Source organism: Pseudomonas putida, assembly GCF_003228315.1.
Lineage (GTDB): Bacteria > Pseudomonadota > Gammaproteobacteria > Pseudomonadales > Pseudomonadaceae > Aquipseudomonas > Aquipseudomonas putida_S.
The window spans coordinates 5,224,713-5,242,338 of sequence record NZ_CP029693.1 but is presented as its reverse complement, the minus strand read 5'-3'; the positions used below and the strand labels follow the sequence as shown (position 1 = coordinate 5,242,338).

Annotated in this window: 15 protein-coding genes and 1 pseudogene; 7 read left to right on the top strand and 9 right to left on the bottom strand. The window is 63.0% G+C overall.

What is annotated here, in order from left to right; all coding sequences use genetic code 11:
- Positions 1-123: 123 nt before the first annotated feature.
- A complete protein-coding gene (locus DKY63_RS32215; RefSeq protein ID WP_162634922.1) occupies positions 124-300 on the top strand; it encodes a hypothetical protein in 177 nt (58 codons plus the stop codon).
- Between the two features lie 3 nt (positions 301-303).
- Here DKY63_RS32215 and DKY63_RS24510 read toward each other — a convergent pair whose 3' ends face one another.
- Positions 304-756: a hypothetical protein gene (locus DKY63_RS24510; RefSeq protein WP_110966468.1), complete on the bottom strand. Its 453-nt coding sequence runs from the start codon at positions 754-756 to the stop codon at positions 304-306.
- A 128-nt stretch (positions 757-884) separates the two neighbouring features.
- Here DKY63_RS24510 and DKY63_RS24505 point away from each other — a divergent pair, with 128 nt between their 5' ends.
- Both DKY63_RS24505 and DKY63_RS24500 read left to right on the top strand, forming a co-directional pair.
- Positions 885-2,813, top strand: a complete 1,929-nt coding sequence (locus DKY63_RS24505; protein ID WP_110966467.1) for an alkaline phosphatase D family protein — start codon at positions 885-887, stop codon at positions 2,811-2,813.
- 112 nt (positions 2,814-2,925) lie between these two features.
- A pseudogene (locus DKY63_RS24500) lies at positions 2,926-3,381 on the top strand (adenylate kinase); the annotation flags it as partial.
- 41 nt (positions 3,382-3,422) lie between these two features.
- Here the strand turns inward: DKY63_RS24500 and DKY63_RS24495 are convergent.
- The gene (locus DKY63_RS24495) at positions 3,423-4,598 is read right to left on the bottom strand and encodes an aspartate aminotransferase family protein (RefSeq protein ID WP_110966466.1); all 1,176 of its coding nucleotides are present in this window, start codon (positions 4,596-4,598) and stop codon (positions 3,423-3,425) included.
- A 102-nt stretch (positions 4,599-4,700) separates the two neighbouring features.
- On the opposite strand from DKY63_RS24495, the gene DKY63_RS24490 reads away from it, so the two are divergent.
- Complete coding sequence (locus DKY63_RS24490; protein WP_110966465.1) at positions 4,701-5,606, top strand: LysR family transcriptional regulator; 906 nt, start codon at positions 4,701-4,703, stop codon at positions 5,604-5,606.
- 75 nt (positions 5,607-5,681) lie between these two features.
- The gene (locus DKY63_RS24485) at positions 5,682-6,695 is read left to right on the top strand and encodes a sensor domain-containing diguanylate cyclase (protein WP_110966464.1); all 1,014 of its coding nucleotides are present in this window, start codon (positions 5,682-5,684) and stop codon (positions 6,693-6,695) included.
- Positions 6,696-6,711: 16 nt separating this feature from the next.
- Here DKY63_RS24485 and msrA read toward each other — a convergent pair whose 3' ends face one another.
- From msrA to msrB, 3 genes are read right to left on the bottom strand one after another with little or no spacing between them, the layout of a single operon-like run.
- Positions 6,712-7,419, bottom strand: coding sequence for a peptide-methionine (S)-S-oxide reductase MsrA (gene msrA / locus DKY63_RS24480; protein WP_110966463.1), 708 nt, complete (start codon positions 7,417-7,419; stop codon positions 6,712-6,714).
- Positions 7,420-7,450: 31 nt separating this feature from the next.
- Positions 7,451-9,226, bottom strand: a complete 1,776-nt coding sequence (locus tag DKY63_RS24475) for a cytochrome c biogenesis protein DipZ (protein ID WP_110966462.1) — start codon at positions 9,224-9,226, stop codon at positions 7,451-7,453.
- Between the two features lie 32 nt (positions 9,227-9,258).
- On the bottom strand, positions 9,259-9,777 hold the full coding sequence (gene msrB / locus DKY63_RS24470; RefSeq protein ID WP_110967973.1) for a peptide-methionine (R)-S-oxide reductase MsrB: 519 nt from the start codon (positions 9,775-9,777) through the stop codon (positions 9,259-9,261).
- Between the two features lie 288 nt (positions 9,778-10,065).
- On the opposite strand from msrB, the gene DKY63_RS24465 reads away from it, so the two are divergent.
- Both DKY63_RS24465 and DKY63_RS24460 read left to right on the top strand, forming a co-directional pair.
- The gene (locus DKY63_RS24465) at positions 10,066-10,785 is read left to right on the top strand and encodes a response regulator transcription factor (protein ID WP_110966461.1); all 720 of its coding nucleotides are present in this window, start codon (positions 10,066-10,068) and stop codon (positions 10,783-10,785) included.
- The gene (locus DKY63_RS24460) at positions 10,782-12,290 is read left to right on the top strand and encodes a sensor histidine kinase (RefSeq protein WP_110966460.1); all 1,509 of its coding nucleotides are present in this window, start codon (positions 10,782-10,784) and stop codon (positions 12,288-12,290) included. The genes DKY63_RS24465 and DKY63_RS24460 overlap by 4 nt, the downstream gene beginning before the upstream one ends.
- A gap of 136 nt (positions 12,291-12,426) precedes the next feature.
- On the opposite strand, the gene DKY63_RS24455 is transcribed toward DKY63_RS24460, so the two are convergent.
- From DKY63_RS24455 to DKY63_RS24440, 4 genes are all read right to left on the bottom strand, one after another.
- Positions 12,427-13,182 carry a class II aldolase/adducin family protein gene (locus DKY63_RS24455; protein ID WP_110966459.1) on the bottom strand — a complete coding sequence of 252 codons (756 nt, stop codon included), beginning with the start codon at positions 13,180-13,182 and terminating at the stop codon, positions 12,427-12,429.
- Positions 13,179-14,129, bottom strand: coding sequence for a CobW family GTP-binding protein (locus DKY63_RS24450; protein ID WP_110966458.1), 951 nt, complete (start codon positions 14,127-14,129; stop codon positions 13,179-13,181). Before DKY63_RS24450 ends, DKY63_RS24455 begins: the two co-directional genes overlap by 4 nt.
- Positions 14,126-15,874: an amidohydrolase gene (locus tag DKY63_RS24445; RefSeq protein ID WP_110966457.1), complete on the bottom strand. Its 1,749-nt coding sequence runs from the start codon at positions 15,872-15,874 to the stop codon at positions 14,126-14,128. The genes DKY63_RS24450 and DKY63_RS24445 overlap by 4 nt, the downstream gene beginning before the upstream one ends.
- Before the next feature lie 79 nt (positions 15,875-15,953).
- Positions 15,954-17,558: a 5-guanidino-2-oxopentanoate decarboxylase gene (locus DKY63_RS24440; protein WP_110966456.1), complete on the bottom strand. Its 1,605-nt coding sequence runs from the start codon at positions 17,556-17,558 to the stop codon at positions 15,954-15,956.
- Positions 17,559-17,626: the final 68 nt, after the last annotated feature.

Here is a 17,626-nt window from a genome sequence, read left to right as displayed (position 1 = left end):
GCGACCGGCGAATGGGCGTCCCATCAGCTTGGCACAAGTTGCGAAATATGAAGGCGGACCAACGGCGCGGTGCGCAGGCAAAACGGCGATTAAGCTGCAAGAGTCCGGCTTCGGAGAACCGCCATGTCCAAGCACCTGATCGCACCGCTGCTGCTCTTCGTGTTCGTGGCCATCAGCGGGTCGTCGTGCCATGACACTCGCCAGGACGACCAGTCAAAACCGCCTGATAACCGAGGCAGTGGCAGGATTATCCCCGACCAGCAGCGCATGCCCTCGACAATGCCACGCCCCCGGATGTGAGGGTCATTCGATCTGGATCGGTCCCTTGGTCCCGGCATCGCTGTCGGTCCAGTAGTCCTCGTTCTGCAACCGCCGATCGCCCTGAATCGTGAAGGTCAGTTTGCCTTGGCGAAACTGCAGCGTGCCGTCGGTGCGCTTGGCGTTAACTTGCTTGCCGTTGACCCAGACCTGCTCCTTGGCATCGATCCGGATCGTGGCGACGGTTGCGCCCGAATCGCTCTTGGCCACCCATTGCCCGGCATACGGCGTCTGGGTGGTTGAGTTATCCACAGCCGGGTTGCTGAACCCGGCCTTGGCGTTTTCGGCCTTGCTCTTGTGGATATCGCAACCCTGGGTTTCGCTGACCTGGGTGCAGCCGGACTGCTCCAACTGTTTGCGGTACTTGTCGCTGATGGCATAGGCCGGGGATTGCGCAGCGATGAGAATGGCCAGTGCTGGCAGGATGATTCTGTTCATGTTCACTCTCCTTCCCGAATACGTTCAAACAGCCTGAAAGATGCACTGTAGCTCACAAGGCTTAACAGGCAGCGAACATGACCTGCGCTATCATCGCCCGCCTCTGTGCCCCAGGAGCTTGAACCCGGATGCCCGCAACGCTGCCATTGCCCGACGCTCATCAAGTCTTGCCACCCGTACTGGTCGGCCCGCTGTTGCGACGGCTGGAGCCGGCGCGACTGGTGCTGTGGCTGGTGGGCTCGCGGGCGCTGTCGCTGACCCTGCGGCTGCAAGGCGTGGGCGATGTTGGCCTCGATGTCGAGCAATGCAAGGTCATCGCGGTAGGCACCCATGCCTTTGTGCACCTGATCGATGTGACGTTGGACAGCGCCCTGCCCTGCGATGAACTGGTCACCTACGACCTGCTGCTGGAGGATGGCACCGGCATCGCCGACTGGGCGCCGCATCTGCTGTACGGCGATGCCCGTACGCCGAACTTCGTCCTGCGTTCGCGTATCGATCAACTGCTCCACGGCTCCTGCCGCAAGCCTCATCACCCGGCCGCGGACGGTTTGCTGTGTGTGGATAACTTGCTGGCGCAGACACACGAGCCCACGAATCGCCCGGCCTTGCTGATGATGACCGGCGATCAGGTCTACGCCGATGACGTGGCGGGGCCGATGCTGCGGGCGATTCATGCCTTGATCAATCGGCTGGGACTGTTCGGCGAGCACCTGGAAGGCGCCGTGGTCAGCGACAGCGCCAAACTCTATGAGCACCCCGCCAGTTACTACCACCGCGCGGATTTGCTGCCAGCGCTGGAGAGCAACGAGACTCTGCGCGAGCGATTCTTCGGCGGCGCGCGCAAGCCGATTTTCACCAGCAGCAGCGCCGACAATCATCTGGTGACCTTCGCTGAAGTCATGGCCATGTATTTGCTGGTCTGGTCGCCGGTGCCGTGGGCCTTGATCAATCCACAACCGCCGGTGCTGACACCCGAAAGGCGCGAGCGATATGCGCTGGAGCAGACCCGCATCGACGGCTTCAAGTCTGGCCAGGGAAAGGTGGCGCGAGCCCTGGCGCATCTGCCGACACTGATGATCTTTGACGACCACGATATTACCGATGACTGGAATCTTTCCGCGCAATGGGAAGAAACGGCCTACGGCCATCCGTTCTCCAAACGCATCATCGGCAATGCGCTGCTGGCGTACATGCTGTGCCAGGGTTGGGGCAACAATCCGGATGCCTTCGACGCCGTGCTGGAGAAAGCCGAGGGTTTCAGCTCCACCGGCAACGACGGCTATCTCGACAGCGCCGTGCAGGATGTATTGATCGATGAACTGCTGAAGTTCCAGCGCTGGCATTACGTGCTGCCCACCACTCCGGCCATGGTCGTGCTCGACACCCGCACCCGGCGCTGGCGCAGCGAGATGAACCTCAAGCAACCGTCGGGCCTGCTGGACTGGGAAGCCTTGAGCGAACTGCAACAGGAGCTGCTGGATCACCCGTCGGCGATCATCGTTTCACCGGCGCCGGTGTTTGGCGTGAAGCTGATCGAAACCGTGCAGCGCGTCTTCAGCTGGTGCGGTTATCCCCTGCTGGTGGACGCGGAAAACTGGATGGCCCATCGCGGCGCAGCACAGGTGATCCTGAACATTTTCCGACATTCACGTACACCGGGCAGCTACGTGGTGCTGTCGGGGGATGTGCATTATTCCTTCGTCTACGAAGTGCTGATCCGACACCGCAAGGCCGGGCCACGCATCTGGCAGATCACCAGCAGCGGCATCAAGAACGAATTCCCGCCGAGGCTGCTGGAATGGTTCGACCGCCTCAACCGCTGGCTCTACTCGCCGCGCTCACCGCTCAACTGGCTGACCAAACGCCGGCGCATGCGCATCGTGCCGCACATTCCCGAACATGCCGAAGCGGGTGAGCGGCTGTGGAACTCGGCGGGAGTTGGGCAGGTGTTCTTTAATGAACAGGGACAGCCGAGCGATATCTTCCAGCTCAACGCAAACGGTGCGCCAAAGACGCGGATGGTCCCCCCGCAAGACGAAAATCAGAACCTGTAGGAGCGAGCATGCTCGCGATGGACGTCAACGATGACGCGGGGCACCTGAATAAACGCGGAGACATGACGTTTTTCGCGAGCAGGCTCGCTCCTACAGTTAATTGGTGTCACCCATGGACCTCACCCGAACCCTGATCATCGGCAATTCCGGCTCCGGCAAAAGCTGGCTGGCCAGCCGGATGAAAAGCCGACTTCAGATCCCCTGGATCGATCTCGACCGGATCAACTGGCTGTCGGACGAACACAGCATTGCTCGTCCCCGCAACGAAGTGCTGGTGATTGCGCGCATCGCGGCCGATGAAGAGCGCTGGGTGATCGAGGGGGTTTACGGATGGATCGTCACTGAGCTGCTACCCCGAGCGACGGCGTTGATCTGGTTGAGTCTCGAAGATGAACAATGCGTCGCCAACATTCGCCAACGCGAGGTGAACGATGACGAGCGCTTGATCGCGATGCTGGAATGGGCGGGTAGCTATCGAACGCGTGACGATTCCACTGGGTTTGCTGCGCATCAGCGGTTGTTCGACGCGTTTGGCGGTTCAAAACTCCAACTGAAGTGCCGCATTGAAACTGTAGGAGCGAGCATGCTCGCTCCTACAAGGGATATGTATCAAGCGACTGAAATCGCCCGCCCCACCCCTCTCACAATCATCTCCACCTCACGCTCATCAATGGTCAGCGGCGGCAACAACCGAATCGTCTGGCCCCTCGTCACATTGATCAACAAACCATGATCCCGGGCCGCGATCAGGCTCAGGTCGCGGATCGGTTGCTTGAGTTCGATGCCAATCATCAGGCCCTGGCCGCGGATCGCCAGGACGTTCGGGTGGTCGGCCAATTCCATGCGCAATCTGTCCAGCAGCCGTTCCCCCTGAAGCCGGGCGTTTTCCCGCAGGCCTTGTTCCTCGATGATCTCCAGCACCGTGCAGCCGACCCGACAGGCCAGCGGATTACCGCCGAACGTGCTGCCGTGACTGCCGGGGGTGAAGATGTCGGCGGCTTTGCCACGGGCCAGGCAGGCGCCGATGGGGATGCCGTTGCCCAGGCCCTTGGCCAGCGTCATGACGTCAGGGGTGATGCCTTCGTGCTGGAAGGCGAACCACTGACCGGTACGGCCGATGCCGGTCTGGATTTCGTCGAGCATCATCAGCCAACCCCACCGGCTGCACAGTTCACGTACGGCCTTGAGATAGCCCGGTGGCGCCAGCTGCACGCCGCTTTCGCCCTGGATCGGCTCCATCAACACCGCCACGATGCGTTCGCCGTGGGCCTGATGCAGCCGCTCCAGCGCCTTCAGATCACCGAACGGCACTTTGATGAAATCCCCCGGCAGCTTGTTGAAGCCCAGCCGCACCGCCGGGCCATCGCTGGCGGACAGGGTGCCAAGGGTCCGCCCGTGAAAGGCGTTTTCCATGACCACCACCAGCGGCTGCTCGATGCCTTTGTGCCAGCCGTGAAGCCGGGCAACTTTCAGCGCCGTTTCGTTGGCCTCGGCACCTGAGTTGTTGAAGAACACCCGATCCATGCCGGCCAGCGCCGTGAGCTTGTGCGCCAGCCGTTGCTGCCAATCGATGCTGTACAGGTTGGAGGTGTGCAGCAACAACCCGGCCTGTTCGCTGATGGCGGCGACGATTTTCGGATGGGAGTGGCCGACGTTGGTCACCGCCACACCGGCGACCGCATCCAGGTACTCACGACCCGCCCGATCCCACAGGCGCGTGCCCAGGCCCCTGTCGAAACTCAAGGCCAGTGGTTGGTAAGTACTCATCAGGCAGGCGGCGGTCATGACATCAGGCTCCAGCTATTGTCGGTGTTTTTGCAGTATGGTTAGCCACCTGAGCTGGATAAACGCAGTAATACTTCAATCATTTTAAAGCTGGGCTTGATAATGGATCTGTTCCAGGCAATGACCGTTTACGTGCGGGTCGTGGAAGCCGGCAGCATGACGGCCGCCGCACAGCAGTGCGAAATGTCCACAACCATGGTCGGCAATCACCTCAAGGCACTGGAGCAGCGCCTGGGTGTGCGCCTGCTCAACCGCACCACCCGCCGCCAGCGCCTGACGGAGTTCGGCAGTGCGTATTACCAGCGCTGCCTTGAAGTGCTCGGGCTGGTGGCGGATTCGGAACGCCTGGCCGAACAATCCCACGATGAGCCCAGCGGCACCTTGCGCATCACCGCCCCGCTCACCTTCGGCACCGAACGCCTGGCACCGGCCCTGAGTGAGTTCAGCCTGCACAACCCACGGGTCAAGCTGGACGTGGTGCTGACCAATCGCCGCCCCGACTTGCTGGATCATGGCTTCGACGTGGCCTTCCGCCTCGGCGCACTCGAGCCCTCGAACTTCATCGCGCGCCCGCTGATCGATTACACCCTGACCATGTGCGCCTCCAAGGAATACCTGGCCCGTCACGGCACCCCGGAAGAACCCGAAGACCTGCGACACCACAATTGCCTGGCATTTGCTTATCCGGCCGGCGACGACTGGCAAGCAGTGGCCCGGCAATGGCGGCTGAATGGCCCGGATGGCGAAATCGTGGTGGCGGTCAGTGGCTCGATGGTGATCAACAGTTCGGCGGGGTTGCATCAGGCGGCGCGCACCGGGATGGGCATCGTGATGGTGCCCGATGCGCTGGTGGAGCCGGATCTGAAGAACGGCAAACTGGTCCCGCTGCTGCAACGTTATCAACTGCCGTGCCGACCGATGCACCTGGTCTATGCCCAGGATCGTTACCGACTGCCCAAACTGCGTCGTTTCGTCGACTTCGCCATGGGCATGTGGGGCAAACACTAGCCGCCCCGGTGCGGCATGAATTAATCTCCGCGCAGGACTGGTCATTTTGATATCAGGGCAGCAGGGAGAGCAGCGATGGACGAAGCATCGAACATCGAACCGGTGAAGTTCGACCTGTCGGGCATGAACGCCAACATGCTGCACACCATCATGGAACTGGTCAGCGACGGTATCTGGGACTGGAACGCCAACACCGGTTTCGTCTACCGCAACGCGCGCTGGTACGAAATGCTCGGCTACAGCCCTCACTCTCTGGATAACAGCGTGCTGACCTGGGAAAACATCATCCACCCCGATGATTATCCACAGGTCATGGCCCGTTTCGATGATCACCTGAGCGAGCGCAGCCCGGTCTATCAGGCCGAGTATCGCTGCCGTACCCACGACGGTGGTTACCTCTGGATCGAAGACCGTGGTCAGGTGCTGGCCCGCAACCCTGACGGCTCGGTAGCGCGCATGGTTGGCGCCCACCGCAGCATCGAAGACAAGCGCCGCCTGCTCGATGAACTGCAACGGCGCAATCACTCCCTCGAAGCGATGATCGAGGAGCGCACGGCGGAACTGTCCCGGGTCAATGAGCAACTGCAACTGCAGCTCGAAGAAAACCGCAAGCTGGCCCACACCGACACCCTGACCTCCATCGCCAATCGCTATCGTCTGGAACAGGTACTGCCCCAGGCCTGCGAGCGTGCCCAGCGTTTTCGCGAGCCGCTGTCGCTGATCGCCATGGACATCGACGACTTCAAGATCATCAACGATCACTACGGCCACGCCCTGGGCGATGCCGCCCTGGTGCACGTGGTGGACAACATCAAACGCTTCGTGCGCGAAGGCGACCTGCTGGCCCGCTGGGGCGGCGACGAATTCATCATGACCCTGGCCAACACCTCGCTGACCGAAGCCAGGACCCTGGCCGAGACCATCCGCCAGGGCCTGAGCGAGTTGCTGCCGGTAGGGGACTTCCAGGTGACCATGAGTTTCGGCGTGGTGCAGCGCTTTGATGAAGAGCAGCAGACCGGCCTGATGGCCCGTGCCGATCAGGCGCTGTACCGCTCGAAGATCGCCGGCAAGAACGTGATCTCGGGATAAGACCTGCTGCCTATCTCTACAAACCCGCCTTCACCAACACCGGTTTTTCCTGATAGCGATCCGGGTACAGCTGCTTGAGCTGTGCCACCTTCGGCAGGTCGTTGATCACGATATAGGGATAGCTCGGATGCTCGGTCAGAAAGTCCTGATGTTCCTCTTCCGCCGGATAGAAACCGTTGTAGCTTTCCAGCTTGGTCACGATCGGTTTATCGAATGAATGAGCCGCGTCGAGCTGAGCGATATAGGCCTGCGCCACCCGTTGCTGTTCGCTGCTTTTGGTGAAGATCGCCGAGCGATACTGAGTGCCGGTGTCCGGCCCCTGGCGGTTGAGTTCGGTCGGGTTGTGCGCCACCGAGAAGTAGATTTGCAGCAAGGTGCCGTAACTGACCTGGCTCGGGTCGAAGGTGACTTCCACCGACTCCGCATGCCCGGTATCGCCCTCGCTGACACGCTCGTACTGCGCCGTATTGGCCGCCCCGCCCGCGTAACCGGAGACCGCGTTCTTCACGCCTTTGACATGCTGGAACACACCCTGCACGCCCCAGAAACAACCGCCGGCAAAGACCGCGGTTTCAGTGCGGGCATGGCTGGTTTCGTCGAGGGTCGGCGGTGCAATTTTCACCGCCTCTTCAGCGCCACCGAGGGAGAACGCCAGGCATTGGCCGATAGCGCCCGCAGCGACCAATCCCAACAAGGTACGGCGCCAGGTGAACTGGATTTTCATGGTTCGAACTCCTGCAAGTTGGAAAAGGTGATCAGCCGAAGGTAAAGGCATAGGCCGATGCGCCCGGATCAAGAAACTCGATGCTGAACGTCCGGTCATCCACACCACCGTTCTGGCGCACCAGTTGGTACAGGCGCTGGTCAGTCACCGTGCCGCTGCCGTCGGGCGCCACGTCCATGCCGTGGTCATTACCGGGCGCCTTGCCATCGATCAGCACCTTGAAGCGCACCGGCTTGCCATCCGCGCCGGGGCCGAGCACCAGATGCAGGTCGCGAGCATGGAAGCGATAGACAATGCGGCTGGCTGGCGCACTGGCGGTGGCGCGCTCGGCACCGACATGCCACTGCCCGCCGAGGCTCCAGTCGTTGAGTGCCAGTTGTGACGGTGGGTTGTAGGTCGCCACCTTGTCCGGTACCAGGCTGGTTTCAGGAACGAAATGCTCGGCGCGCTGGTAGCCGACATAGGTCTCCGGCGATTGCACTTCGTTGTTGTCCGGGGCCATTTGCACGCCCTCGGCCTTGGCATTGATCAGCCCATCCGAGACCTTGCTGGCACCGGCCTCACGCAGCAGTTGCTGGATGACCCGCTCGGATTCGGCGTACTCGCCTTCGCCAAAGTGGTGATAACGAATGCGCCCCTGGGCATCGGCAAAATAGTGCGCCGGCCAGTATTCGTTGTTGAACGCGCGCCAGATCTTGAACTCGTTGTCGATGGCCACCGGGTAGCTGATCCCCAGGCCCTTCATGGCCTTGGTGACGTTGTCGACGTTGCGCTCGAAGGCGAATTCCGGCGCATGCACGCCGATCACCACCAGCCCCTGATCGCGGTACTTCTCGGCCCAGGCCTTCACGTAGGGCAGCGAACGCAGGCAGTTGATGCAGGAGTAGGTCCAGAAATCCACCAGCACCACTTTGCCTTTGAGCGCGTGGGCATCGAGCGGTGGCGAGTTGAGCCACTGCACGGCGCCGTCCAGTGGTGGAAGGTTGCCTTCGACCGGCAGGCTGCTGGCGCTGGTGTTGGCCACAGGCAGAGCGCCTTCGGACGACGGTTTTTGCGCCATCATCGCCGTGCTGTTGCGCGGAGACTTGCCCGCCAGTTTCTCCACCAGCGCCTGTTCGATCCCGCCGGTGGAGGCGGTGGAAAATCGTGCGAGAACCCCGGTATCCAACCCCAGGGCAATGGCCGCCACACCGGCCAGCATCGCCGCGCCAAGGCCGCGACGCAGCCACTCCCCGGCGCCAATCGAGCGTTTCATCGCGGCGAAGACCTTGCCACCGAGCAGCAATGCAACCGCGAGGGAAGTCGCGGCGCCAGCGGCATAGGCCAGCAACAGCAAGGTGGTGGCGATGCTCGCGCCCTGCAGCGCCGCACCGGTCAGCAACAGGCCCAGGATCGGCCCGGCGCAAGGCGCCCACAGCAAGCCGGTTGCAACGCCGATCAGGAACGAAGCCCCCGGGCGTGGCCGTGCATCCGCTCCCGCTGCTTCGGACAAACGACTGCCCGCCGCCACCAGCGGCCGGGTCAGGCGTTCGGCCAGTTGCGGCAGCAACAGCGTCAGGCCGAACAGCGCCACGAACACCAGCGCCAGCCAGCGCCCGTACTGATTGAGCTGCACCACCCAGCCCCCGCCCACCGCCGCCAGCGTGGCGACGAAGGCGAACGTCAGCGCCATGCCCGCCAGCAGCGGCAAACCGCTCTTGACGAACGGCTGCCCGGTGCGCGCAAAGACGAAGGGCAAGACCGGCAAGATGCAGGGGCTGACGATGGTCAGTACACCGCCGAGATACGCGAGGACCAGAAGCCACATAGGGGTTACCTGCAAAACGTGAGTGAAGGGAATCAGACCGTGCGCGGCGCGAATTTCATCGCCAGGCCATTCATGCAGTAACGCAGGCCGGTGGGTTTCGGGCCGTCATCGAAGACATGTCCCAGATGCCCGCCGCAACGCCGGCAGTGGACTTCTTCGCGGACCATGCCGAAGGTGCGGTCCTGGCGGGTCGCCACGGCCTTGTCCAGCGGCGCCCAGAAGCTGGGCCAGCCGGTACGGCTGTCGAATTTGGTGGCCGAGGAAAACAGCGGCAGGTCGCAGCCGGCACAGGCGAAGGTGCCGTCACGGTGCTCGTTGTTCAGTGGACTGCTGTAGGCGCGCTCGGTGCCCTCTTCACGGAGGATTTCATACTGCTCGTCGCTGAGGATGGCGTGCCATTCGCTGTCGCTGTGGGTCACTTCGAACACCTCCGAGGCGTCGGCCTCGCTGATCAGTACAGAACGGCTGGCGAACTTTGGCAATGCGCCGATCGCCAGGGCCGCAACCCCAAGCCCGCCGCTCGCCCAAAGAAATTGTCGTCTTGAGAACATGGTCATCTCCGATAGCCCTTGAGGCCTTTCATGGAACAGAGCCTAAGCTTGGGGGGATCGCCAAATCCTCACGGGAAGTTAAACAATTCGTGATAACTCGATGCCTGAAAACACCGCACAATGCGCCATACCGATCCCTGTACCTGCCCCTGTAGGAGCGAGCCTGCTCGAGATGGACTCAAGGGCGACGCGTTTTGCCAGACAGCCCGCGTCATCGTTAACGACCATCGCGAGCAGGCTCGCTCCTACAGGTAAAGAGGTCCAGGGTATTAACCGAAGGATGAGTGGATGGAACAGAACAAACGCGTCCTCGTGGTCGAGGACGACCTGCATATCGCCGACCTGATCTGCCTGCATCTGCGCGATGAGCATTTCGAGGTGGTGCACAGCGCCGATGGCAATGAGGCCATGCGCCTGCTGCAGCAAGGCAACTGGGATGCACTGGTTCTGGACCTGATGCTGCCGGGCGTCGATGGCCTGGAAATCTGCCGGCGCGCCCGGGCCATGGCGCGCTACACCCCGATCATCATCACCAGCGCCCGCTCCAGCGAAGTGCACCGGATTCTCGGCCTGGAGCTGGGCGCCGACGACTACCTGGCCAAGCCGTTTTCCATGCTCGAACTGGTGGCCCGGGTCAAAGCCCTGCTGCGCCGGGTCGACGCCATGGCGCGCAACCTGAAGATGGACGCCGGCAGCCTGAACATCGACGGCCTGGCCATCGACCCGATCACTCGCGAAGCCTCCCTCGAAGGCCGGCGCCTGGACCTGACGCCACGGGAATTCGACCTGCTGTACTTCTTCGCGCGCCAGCCCGGCAAAGTGTTTTCGCGCATGGACCTGCTCAACGCCGTCTGGGGCTACAGCCATGAAGGCTACGAGCACACCGTCAACACTCACATCAATCGCCTGCGCTCGAAAATCGAGACCGACCCGGCGCAACCGGCGCGCATTCTCACGGTGTGGGGACGCGGTTATAAATTCGCCAGCAGTGAGGAGCCGCAACCATGAGGCTGACCCTCACGCAGCGCCTGTCCCTGGTGTTCGCCGTACTGCTGCTGGTGTGCTGCGGCACCTCGGCGTGGCTGCAGGTGCGATCCAACCAGATGCATGAACAGGAAGTGGTGCAGGGATTGTCCCGGGACCTGGCGCAACACATCGCCCGCGACACGGTGCTGATGGACGCCCAGGGCCTGATGCCCAACGCCGTGCGCGACCTGTTCAGCAAGCTGATGCAGGTCAACCCCAGCGTCGAGGTTTACCTGCTGGATACCGAGGGCAAGATCGTCGGCAGCGCCGCGCCCGAGGGCCGGATACGCCGGGAACAGGTTGACCTGGCACCGATCCAGCGCCTGCTCAGGGGCGATCCGCTGCCGATTCCCGGCGACGACCCGCGCAGCGTCGATGCACGCAAGGTGTTCAGCGCCGCGCCGCTGAAGGTCAATGGCAAGCCGGCCGGTTATCTTTACGTGGTGCTGCTCGGCGAGGACCACGACCGCCTCGCCGAGCGCGGTGCCACCAGCGCCGCGCTCAATACCGCGCTGCTGTCCATCGGTCTGGTGGCGCTGCTGTGCCTGATTGCCGGTCTTACGGCCTTCGGCCTCATCACTCGACCACTGCGCCGTCTGACGGACAGTGTCAGCCGCTTTGACATCGATGGCATCCCGGTCACGCCGGCGCCCGCCCCGCCGACGGAGAAAGCTGCCAGCCACGACGAAATCGCCATCCTCGATGCCACCTTCCGGCAGATGCAGGCGCGCCTCGGCGAGCAGTGGCGCTCACTGACCCGCCAGGACCAGGAACGTCGCGAACTGGTGGCGAACATCTCCCACGACCTGCGCACGCCCCTGGCCTCGTTGCACGGTTATCTGGAAACCCTGTCGCTCAAGGACGCCACCCTGTCCCCGGAAGACCGCCGCCGCTATCTGGGCATCGCCCTGGATCAGAGCCGCAAAGTCGGTGGCCTGGCGCAGTCGCTGCTGGAACTGGTGCGCCTGGAACACGGTTTCGTGCAGCCGATCCTGGAGCGCTTTTCCCTGACCGATCTGGCCCAGGACATCTTCCAGAAATTCGAACTCACCGCCGAGGCGCGGCAGGTGGAGCTCAAGGCCACCTTCGCCCCCAACGTGTCGGCGGCCTGCGCCGACCTGGGGCTGATCGAACGGGTGCTGACCAACCTGTTCGACAACGCCCTGCGTCATACGCCGCAAGGCGGGGAAATCGAACTGAGCCTGCGGCCGCAAGGATCGTTTATAGAAGTGACCGTCAGCGACACCGGTCCCGGCATCGCCCCGGAACTGCGCGAAGGCCTGTTCCTGCGCCCGTTCAACATTGGTGGCGCACGGCGCGATGGCGGGTTGGGGCTGCGAATCGTGCATCGCATCCTGCAATTGCATGGCTGCGAGATTCAGTTGATCGACGTGCCCGGGCGTGGCGCGACCTTCCGGTTTTCGTTGCCCAAGGATGAAGAGACGGCGGTGCGGACGATGAGCCTGAATGCCTCGGGGCATACCTGACAAACCGTGGCGCGCCCATCGCGGGCAAGCCTTGCTCCCACAGGAGCGAGTTGTATGAAAATTTTGCATACGACCGAAATCTGTGGGAGCAAGGCTTGCCCGCGATGACGTCAGCCCATTCAACGCAAGTCCAGGATCAATCCCGATACCCCGGCGCCACCCGCTCCAGCATCCGCAACAACGCCGCCCAGGCCAGCTGCATGGCATCCGGATCCGCCAACTCCCCTTCCTCCAGCGGCCGCCCCGGGTCATTGAACTGGCGCTCGGTGTGCTCGCACACCTCGGCCGGAGGCAACACCAACTCCCCAGCCGCCTGCGCCGCCAACTGAATCTCACAGGCCTTTTCCAGGTAATACATGCGCATGAACGCCTGTCCTACCGTCTCGCCCACGGTCAGCAACCCATGGTTACGCAGCATCAACACCGGCTTGTCACCTATGTCCGCCACCAGCCGCTGCTGCTCGCTCATGTCCAGCGCCACGCCTTCATAGTCGTGGTAAGCGACCTTGCCGTAGAACTCCATGGAGATCTGGTTCACCGGCAGCAACCCGCACTTCAACGCAGCCACGGCGCAGCCGGACTTGGTGTGGGTGTGCAGCACGCATTGCGCGTCTTCACGGGCACCGTGGATCGCACTGTGGATCACGAAACCAGCCGGATTGACCGGATACGGCGACGGCTCGACCGCCTGCCCATTCAGGTCGATCTTCACCAGATTCGACGCGGTGATCTCATCGAACATCAACCCATACGGGTTGATCAGGAAATGATGCTCCGGCCCCGGCAGACGCACGGAAATGTGAGTGAAGATCAGGTCGGTCATGCGGAAATGCGCGATCAAGCGATAGCAGGCTGCAAGCTCTTCCCGAAGCCGTTGTTCGACAGGACTCATGCCTTCACCCCCGCCTTCACCGAGCACGCCTCAAGCCCCTGACCCAACGCTTCCCAGCCATCGAAACCGCGACGTGCGATAAACACCAGCCGCGAACCGCTGGCGTTGGCTTCATCACCCGCCGGCGAGAACTGACTGCGTGTGCCGACATGCTGCAACCAATGCGCCTTGTCACCCTGCGCCAGCCGCACCAAACCCTTGACCCTGAACACATCGCCAGGCAACGCCTGCAACCAGCCACGCAAACCCTCGGCATCCAGCGCCGAGTCGCTCTGCCACAGCCAGCTGCTGAACATGTCACCGTGGTCGCCATCGGCCACCCGGGTCAGCGGCTTCACGGCACGGGGCTCAAGTTCCAGATCGGTTTCCAGCCACAGCGCATCCGGCAACTGCGCCTGCACGCTTTCGTGGATCCGCGTGCGCAGCCCCAATGCCTCGCGCAACGCCTGCAATTGCGCTTCGTCCACCAGGTCGGTCTTGTTCAACAGCAACAGGTCGGCCGCCGCCACCTGGGCCCGGGCCAGGCGCGCGTACTCGCCCTCCAGTTGCAGATGACGGGTGGCGTCGACCACGGTAATGACCATGTCCAACTGCATCTGGCTGCGCAGTTGTGGATAAGCCAGGGTCTGCACGATGCGCTGTGGATCGGACACGCCGCTGCATTCGATGACGATGCGTTCAAGCCGTGGCTCCAGCTGCGCCAGGCTGCCCAGTTGCGCCAGCAGGTCTTCCTGCACGGTGCAGCAGATGCAGCCGTTTTGCAGGCTGTACACCGCGTCGGTGACTTCCGAAACGATGGCCGCATCGATGTTCAGCTCACCGAAATCGTTGACGATCACCGCCAGTCGGCTGCCCTCCGCACGGCGCACCATGCGGTTGAGCAATGTGGTTTTGCCGGCGCCGAGAAAGCCCGAGACGACGGTCACCGCGATGCGTGGGGAAGTCATTCTGCCTTGCCCTCCAGCACCGGTGGTTCACCTTTCCACACGGCCTTGAGGCCAACGGATTCCAGGGTGGAATTGCGATCGTAGACCAGTTGCCCTTCGACGAAGGTCAGCAGCACCTGGGTCTTGTGGATGTAATTGCGTGCCGGAGCGGCGAACAGGTCGCGGTCGATCACGATCAGGTCCGCCGACTTGCCCACTTGCAGGCTGCCGGTGCTCTGCTCCAGGCCCATGGCCACCGCGCCGTTGCTGGTGATCACGGTCAGCGCCTGTTCCAGGCTGATCGGGTCGCCGAAGCAGGCCGGGTCGTCGTTCCACGGGTTCTGGCGGGTGATCATGGTTTCCAGCGCCAGCCACGGGTCGATGGACGCCACCGGCCAGTCAGTGCCCATCACCGCCGTACCGCCCGCCGCCAGCACACCCTTGAAGTCGTAGATGCGCTTGAGCCGCTCCTGGCCGTAGCCGGAACGCGCGCCGCTGGCGAACGGCGTCGGGTACCAGGCCGCCGGGGAAAACTCGGCGATCACGTTGAGTTCCTTGAAGCGCGGCAGGTTGCCCGGGTGCAGCAAGGTGCTGTGGGCGCACTGGTGGCGCACGCCGCTGAAGCCGTTGCGACGACGGGCCTCGGCCACGGCGTCGAGGAACACGTCGGACGCGCCGTCGCCGGTGCAGTGGGCAATCACGCGGATGCCCTTGCGGTCCATGTCCACCACCATGTCGGTGATGTGTTCCGGGGTCAGGTTGAGCTTGCCGCGCCAGCTCTTTTCTTCCGGCCACGGGGTCAGCAGGTACGAGGATTTCGGCTCCACGGTGCCGTCGAAGTGGAACTTCACCGCGTTGGCGCTCAGGCGCGCGCTGCGGTAGTAGTGACGCTCGCCCGCCAGCAGCTCCCAGCGACGACGCACCGGGAAGATATCGTCCTGCCAACTGATCGCCGCTTCGATGCGTACGGTCAGTTCGCCGCTGTCGTCCAGTTCCTTCAGCGCTTGCAGGCGCTGCTCGCAGACGTGCACGTACTTGCTCGCGGTCACGCCACGGGAGCTTTGGAAATGCACGCCATCGCGGTAGGCACGGCGCAGCACGTTGACCGGGGTCGGTGGCATGGCGGCGTGGATCATCGCGTAGGCACCGTCGATCATCAGGCCGGTGGGTTCGCCGGTCAGTTCGTCGCGCTCGAAATAACCGTTGCGCGGATCGGAAGTGTTGCGGTCAATCCCAGCCAGCTCCAGGGCCTTGGAGTTGACCATCATGGTGCCCCACATGCGGTCCAGCAGCGCCACCGGACGGTCCGGCATGACGCTGTCGAGCCAGGCGCGGCCTGGCGTCAAACCGGCTTCGCGGAAGGTGTAGCGCACCCAGTACTGACCGTAGATCCAGCCGTCGCCCGGATGGCTGTCGGCATAGGCGAGGATGCTTTCGCGCAGTTGCTCCGGCGTCGGGTCTTCGATGCCCACGTCCAGGTCATCGGCATAGCGCGGGGCCAGGGCCAGGTCGGGGTGGGTGTGCATGTCGTGCAGGCCCGGCATGCAGAACGCGCCTTGCAGGTCATGCACCCGGGTGTTCGGGCCTTTGAACATTTCGATCTGGCCGAGGCTGGCGACGCCGATCAACTTGCCATCGCGAATCGCCACGGCCTCGGCCCAGGGATTGGCCGGGTCCTGGGTGTAGATGCGACCGTTGGCGAGGATCAGGTCAGCGTAGGTTCCCTGCGCCGAATGGGTAGAAAGAAAGTTATCGGACTCGGCCATGTAAGCCACCTTTACGTTCAGGAGGTTGAAAGGTCCACCGGCGCTTGGCGGGCTGGGGACCTGAAAAATTGTTGTTGTTTTAGTCAGCCAGGAAGGTCGCGGCATCGACCTCGATCATCACCGGCTCGCCGGGGTTGCCGAGCCCGTCCAGCAACTCGCGCAGGCCTTGCAGATGGCCGACACGGTGGTGGTTGACGTGGCAGCTCTGCGCCAGGGCGGCGAAGTTCGGCGTGAGGATTTCCACCCCGAGCAACGGCACCGAGCGGGCGTTCATGTAGTCGCGGATTTCCGCGTAGCTGCTGTTGTTCCACAGCAGCAGGATCACCCCGGTGCCGGCCTCTTTGGCGGCGATCAGCTCACTGCTGGAAAACTGCAGGCCGCCATCCCCCGCCAGCGCCACCACCGGGCGCTGCGGTTGAGCCAGTTTGGCGCCGATGGCGGCCGGCAAGCCGTAACCCAAGGTGCCGTAGCCACTGCCGGCGTTGAACCAGCTGTTGGGTGTCGGCGCGCGATAACCCAATGCGCCCTGATACACCGGCTGTGTCGAATCACCGACGATCAGTGGCTCGGGCAAGTGATCACGCAAGGTATCGAGCAGCGCCTGCATGCGGCTTTGTTTGGCGGTCCAGCCAGCCTGTTCGACGGAATTGACCTGCGCCACGCGCTCGCCGGCCCAGTGCGATTCGGGCTGGCGCTGCACCAGTCTCGCCAACAGCGCCTGCAGACCTTGTTCGGCATCGCCCAGCAACCCTACCGCCGCCGGCTGCACGCCGAGCACTTGCAGCGGGTCGATGTCCAGGCGAATCAGCGGTGCCTTGAACGACAGCGCGCCCAGGCCGAAGAAGTCGTAGTCGGTTTCCCCAAGCTCGGTACCGATCGCCAGCACCACATCGGCCTCGGCGATCAGCTCGCGGCCATGGGCGGAAGATTGCACACCGTCAAGCAGCAAAGGATGCTCAGGCGGCAACAGGCCACGGGCATTGGTGGTCAGCGCCACCGGGGCCTGCAAGCGTTCGGCAAGCGAGGTCAGGGCCTGGGAGCAGCGCCGCGCGCCACCGCCGGCGAGGATCAAGGGGCGTTTGGCATTGTTGATGAGGGCAACCGCCGCCTCGATGGCCTGCGGTGCCGGGGCCGGTGCGGCGGGCAGCGGACGCGCGGACAGATCCAGGTCATCGGCGGACATCTCCAGCACATCCAGGGGAATCTCGATATGCACCGGGCGCGGTCGTGTACAGCCAAACAATGCAAAGGCACGGGCCAAGACTTCCGGCAGTTGCGACGGATGCTGCAAGGTATGACTGAAGGCACAGACGCCGGCCACCAGCGCGCGCTGATCCGGCAGTTCATGCAGATGGCCATGACCCAGGCGCAGTTGTTCACGGCGGTTGCAGGTGGAGATCACCAGCATCGGCACCGAGTCGGCAAAAGCCTGGCCCATGGCGGTGATGATGTTGGTCATGCCGGGACCGGTGATGATGAAACACACCCCCGGCTTGCCGCTGGCCCGCGCGTACCCGTCGGCCATGAACCCGGCGCCCTGTTCGTGACGCGGGCTGACGTGCTTCAAGCGGCTGCCGTGCAGACCGCGATACAACTCGACGGTGTGTACGCCCGGAATGCCGAAGACATGTTCAACGCCATAGCCTTCCAGCAACTGAACAAGCGCCTGGGCACACGTGGTCATGCAGCACCTCTTTGATGAAGGGCCTGACCGGCCCGATGACAAGTTGGGCTAGTATTGTTGAATCAACC